The organism is Actinomycetes bacterium, from assembly GCA_036000965.1.
Lineage (GTDB): Bacteria > Actinomycetota > CALGFH01 > CALGFH01 > CALGFH01 > DASYUT01.
Genome location: DASYUT010000357.1, coordinates 1 through 4377, shown reverse-complemented (window position 1 = coordinate 4377; position 4377 = coordinate 1). Strand labels below are relative to the sequence as shown.

The 4377-nt window shown below is 72.2% G+C and carries 6 protein-coding genes; 2 read left to right on the top strand and 4 right to left on the bottom strand.

Translation table 11 applies throughout. The annotated features are described in order from the left end of the window. Position 1: 1 nt before the first annotated feature. On the bottom strand, positions 2–235 hold the full coding sequence (locus VG276_31760; protein ID HEV8653853.1) for a hypothetical protein: 234 nt from the start codon (positions 233–235) through the stop codon (positions 2–4). Here VG276_31760 and VG276_31755 point away from each other — a divergent pair. Both VG276_31755 and VG276_31750 read left to right on the top strand, forming a co-directional pair. Beyond that, positions 141–479 carry a hemolysin III family protein gene (locus tag VG276_31755; GenBank protein ID HEV8653852.1) on the top strand — a complete coding sequence of 113 codons (339 nt, stop codon included), beginning with the start codon at positions 141–143 and terminating at the stop codon, positions 477–479. The genes VG276_31760 and VG276_31755 overlap by 95 nt on opposite strands. 355 nt (positions 480–834) lie before the next feature. Further along, positions 835–1044 carry a cold-shock protein gene (locus tag VG276_31750; GenBank protein HEV8653851.1) on the top strand — a complete coding sequence of 70 codons (210 nt, stop codon included), beginning with the start codon at positions 835–837 and terminating at the stop codon, positions 1042–1044. Positions 1045–1777: 733 nt separating this feature from the next. On the opposite strand, the gene VG276_31745 is transcribed toward VG276_31750, so the two are convergent. The 3 genes from VG276_31745 to VG276_31735 all read right to left on the bottom strand — a co-directional run. Further along, positions 1778–2128, bottom strand: a complete 351-nt coding sequence (locus VG276_31745; protein HEV8653850.1) for a hypothetical protein — start codon at positions 2126–2128, stop codon at positions 1778–1780. Beyond that, complete coding sequence (locus VG276_31740; protein ID HEV8653849.1) at positions 2125–2937, bottom strand: HNH endonuclease signature motif containing protein; 813 nt, start codon at positions 2935–2937, stop codon at positions 2125–2127. Before VG276_31740 ends, VG276_31745 begins: the two co-directional genes overlap by 4 nt. Positions 2938–3078: 141 nt before the next feature. After that, on the bottom strand, positions 3079–4377 hold a 1299-nt coding region (locus VG276_31735; protein HEV8653848.1), incomplete at its 5' end, for a hypothetical protein.

The following is a 4377-nucleotide window of genomic DNA, read 5'->3' as shown; positions in this document are numbered from 1 at the left end:
TCTACCCGCCGGCAGCTCCGTACCGGTCGCGCTGGGTGCCAAGGGCCTGCGCGATCGCGACCCATGACCTGGCCTGTGAGGCCTTCACCTCGGCCCTGCGCAGATGCTTCTCGATATCGATGTTCGAGCGACCCTCCTCCGTGTCGATCTCGTCGTACAACGCCTCGGACGCGAGCAGCGCCGCATGGGCCCGCCGCATCGCCTCATCCAAACTGAGCTCGTTCCACCCGGTCATCGTGCTGCTCCTCCCCCGGTCGCCGACCGGTCTCTGGCGGGGCTGTGCCTCGATCATCGCGCACGCGGTGCGGTTCGGTCGCTGCCGCGGGCTGGCCTACACGCTGGGGGCGGTGGTGTACGCGCGGTGCCGGCCGGACCCGGCCCCGGCGGTCTTCGGCTACCACGAGGTCTTCCACCTGCTCGTCGGGGGCGGCGTCGCCGCGCATTTCGCCGCGATCACCCTGGTCGTCGTGGCGGCATGAACCAGCGGGGTGCGCCTGCGCAGGCTCCCGCGACGTTACCGCGCAGCCCCGGCGCGTTCGCCGGCCCGGATGGGGTGCTGCCTGCTGCACGCTGGCCGCGGTGGTGCGGTGCGGCGGCGTGCTAGGGTCCCGAGTTACTGATTCACTTCATATTCATGGCAGTGAATCTGCTGGTCAGGGGATCGAGAGCCGCCTGAGAACATCAACGAATCAACGATTCGGGACACCAGGGTCCGTGCCGCAAAGGTGCATGTTCAGCTCCGCAGCCGCGGTCGAGCTTGCCCCGAGCCGCCGGCGCCACCTGGCGTCGGCGTGGCCGAGACCTCCGAGTCGCCGGAGGGAGGCGCAAGCAGTCATGACTGTTGGAACTGTCAAGTGGTTCAACGCTGACAAGGGCTTCGGCTTCATCAGCCCCGAGTCGGGCGAGGACGTCTTCGTGCACTTCAGCGCGATCCAGGCCGCCGGCTACCGCTCGCTGGACGAGGGGCAGACCGTCGAGTTCGACATCACCCAGGGCCCCAAAGGCGCCCAGGCTGCCAACGTGCGACCCGTCGCCGCCCAGTAGCCGCCTGCCGGCAACGACCCCACCTGCTCGGCGGGGTGGGGTTGTTTCCCCTGCACGGCACGGCCATCGGCGAAGCGGTGCGCGGCACGCCGTGCGCGCCTGGCAACGGCCGCGCCTGCGGTCGCGGGGATCCGCGGAGCCCGGGTGTCTGGCGGGAGATCGGTCGGGGAGCCCAGCGCCTACCAGCACCCTCCGTGCCGGGAACCCGCCACAGCCCGTTGTCGCAGCGCGATCGTAGCGGCGGCTCACCGCGCAGGTCAGGGTGCGGGTGACGCCGCCCACCGCGTGGACGCGGGCGACCGCCAGGCGGCCCAGCTCGTCGAGGCCGGGCGCGGGGGACGCGAGCGATGACGTCGTCGGGCCGACGAGGTCCTCGGCCCGCTCGGCCCGCTCAAGGTCTCTGACCGCCCGGGCGGCCCAGGCCGCCCGCGTCGACCTCGGCCTGGATGAGCACGTACGCGCTGAGCATTCCTGCCTGATCCTCCTGGGCTTGACCGTGCTGCTGTGCTGCTCCCCAGGCCAGCTCCCGGCCGGGTCGTCGCCGCTGGGAACGCGGCGCATCCTACGTGCGGCCGGGGGCCGCGCTCCTACGGGGGTTGCGGATCGCCTCACCGGCCCCGTCCGGCGGGAGGCTGCCCGCGCGATAGGCCCGCGCCGCAGCTCGTTCTGGTACCTAGACTCCGGAACGAAAGAACCCCGCCGTGGCGGGGTTCTCGGCTCGGCTGGCTCAACGCTACGAGCCATTCGGGAAGGGCTCCATGGCAGGAACAGGATGCGGCAAGACGAGCTGCAAGGCCGTCGCCAGCGCGGAGCCATCCTGGCGTAGCTCGTAGGGCATCATCACGTAGGTGCTGTTCGGATCGAGCCAGCGGGGCAGCTCCGCGGCCACCGCCTCCCACACGTCCTGCGGGGCGGGCAATGGCGGTTCCAGCAGCTCGAACGCCGCCTGAACCCTAGCGGCGACGTCGTTTCCCCCGAACACCTGAAACTCGCTACCGTCGCTCCCGATCGCCGCCCACGGGTGGAGCAGGCCATCCCCGCTGATGCGATAGATGACGCACAGCGAAAAGACCGGCGCGGTCATCGTGGAGGACGCGCCGCACGGCGCTGGATGGCCTGCAACTCCAGGTCCGGCACGTACGGGGCGAGGCCGTTGAGATCGAGCGTCCACGGGCCCTGGCTCCGGCGCTCCCACACCCGAAACACCGCCTCGATGTAGGTGTCTGCCTGACGCGCTGTCCAGCCGTTCACCCTCATTAGGTGGACGCGGGCCTGGGCACCCTTGCCGCGCAGGTTAGCCAACCCGTAGTGCTTGACCTGGTGGCAAGCTGGACACAGCGCGATCATCCGCACCAGCTTTTGCATGCGGGTCGGGTCCTCGTAGCGCCACACCTCGTGGCACTCCACCGGATGCTCGGGACCCCGGCCGCCGCAGAGTTCGCAGCGGTAGCGAGCCTGCCGGTAGACCTGGCGGCGGATGCGATCCCAGGTGGGCGCGTCCACTAGGGCGCGGACATTGTTGTACCAGCTCGTCTTTGGCACCAGCTCGACAGTCAGCCGGGCCGGCGGGGCGACCACGACCGGCGGTGGCGGCGGCTCGAAGGCCGCCACCTGTTCATGGGCCGCCCGGCGCCACCCGGCAGGTAGCAGGCGCTTCAGTCCCCGCGGCGTGGATCGGTTCTCCATCACTCTGTCCGCCGGCCCGGTCGCCTCCGGGCCGCGGCCTGGCGCCGCGGCGTGCGGCTGCTGCATGAACCGGCGGGCCTCCTCCGCGCTGAGGGTGCGGACGTAGGAGCCGGACCCGAACGCGAGGGTGTCGCCTGGTCTGGTGCCGAAGTCTTCGGGCAGCTCGTCCTCCTCGCCAAGATGGCGGGGGAACTCGTCGCGGTGCATGCTGCCAACCTCCTTCACCCGGCGCCTCGACCGGGGCGTCCCTGCCAAGAGTCTATCGTGCACTCCGACAGTTCCGGCGCAAACGGTATTGTTGACGCTTAAATGTCAAACGCCGCAGAACCGCTCGGAATGTCACCCCTGCTACCCGGCCTCCCGCTCGCAGTCGTCACGCCCGCGCACCCGGGCAGGCAGGCGCTCGACGGTGCTGCGGGCCGCCTGCCATGCCCGCCGCTGCCGGAGATCCCCACGTGGTTCCGGGCCGAGCAGCTCGGCGAGCCGGTCGTCCCGCTTGACGTGGTGGCCCTGGTTCCGGGGCAATGGAGACGCCACGCCGGGCTGCCCGCCGACTGGCCGCTCGCTCAGGGCCGCAGCTGGCTCCGCTCGCCCTTCATGCTCAGCCTGCCTGGATTTATCGATGCCGTAGGCGCGCCGGTAGCCGTCGACCTGGCCGGCCGCCGCGCGCCACGCCTGCCGCGCCATGCGGTCCTCGGGGAGGGAGCCGAGCACCGCGACCAGGTCGGCGGGCGGGTCCAGCTCGAGCGCGCGGGTGTCGGCACGCCGCCGCCAGGCCAGCTCCCGGCCGACCGCCTGCCGCTCGGCGACCAGATCGGCGTGGGCTTCCAGCCACCCCGCCCGCCGCTGCTGATGCCGACGGAGCTGCCGGGCGTCCTCGCCGGCCCGGTCGGCACGGCGGGTCGCGGTCACGAGCTCGCGGCCGCCGACCCCGGCCGCCCGCAGCTCGCGCAGGTGCTGCTCCCGCTCGGCATGGCGGGCGGCGGCCCGGGCCGACTCGTGGTGGCGGTCCCGGGGCGCCGTGGCGAGCAGCTCGTCGAGCCGGTCCCGCTCGGCGCGCAGCTCCCCGGTCGCCATCCCCCGCAGGTCCACCAGCCGCCTCGCGTCGCTGGCCAGGGTCGGCGACCGGTCGCGGCCCATCGCCGCCGACAGCCGCTCATACCCATCCACCGGCGCGCGGTTGTCGGGGGTGTGGTCGAGGTCGGCGGGGCGCTCCTCGGGGCCGGTGACGGTGTAGATGCGGGTCAGGTGGCGGGCCCGGCTGAGCACCACAAACAGCCACTGGGCGTCCTCCCGGCCGGTCACAAACGGCAGCGAGGTCCACTTCGTCAGCCCCTGGGCCTTGTGCCCCGTGGTCGCATAGGCCAGGTCCACCCGGGGCGGCGCCCCTGGGCGGTCCCGCCCGTCCAGGTAGCTGGCCGGCAGGGTCACGGTTGCCCCCTCGGGCGCGCCGCGGCCCTTGGCGTCGGTGTTGTCGCCGATCTGGATGGTCAGCGTCCGCGCCTGGGGGTCGATTGCGGTGACGGTCCCGCGGGTGCCGTTGGCGACCTCGAGGCGGGCGAGGGCGTTCTTGCCGCACACCACCCGATCCCCCACCGCGACACTCCGCCCCGCGACCTCAAGACGGTCGGGGCCGAGCTGGCCGGC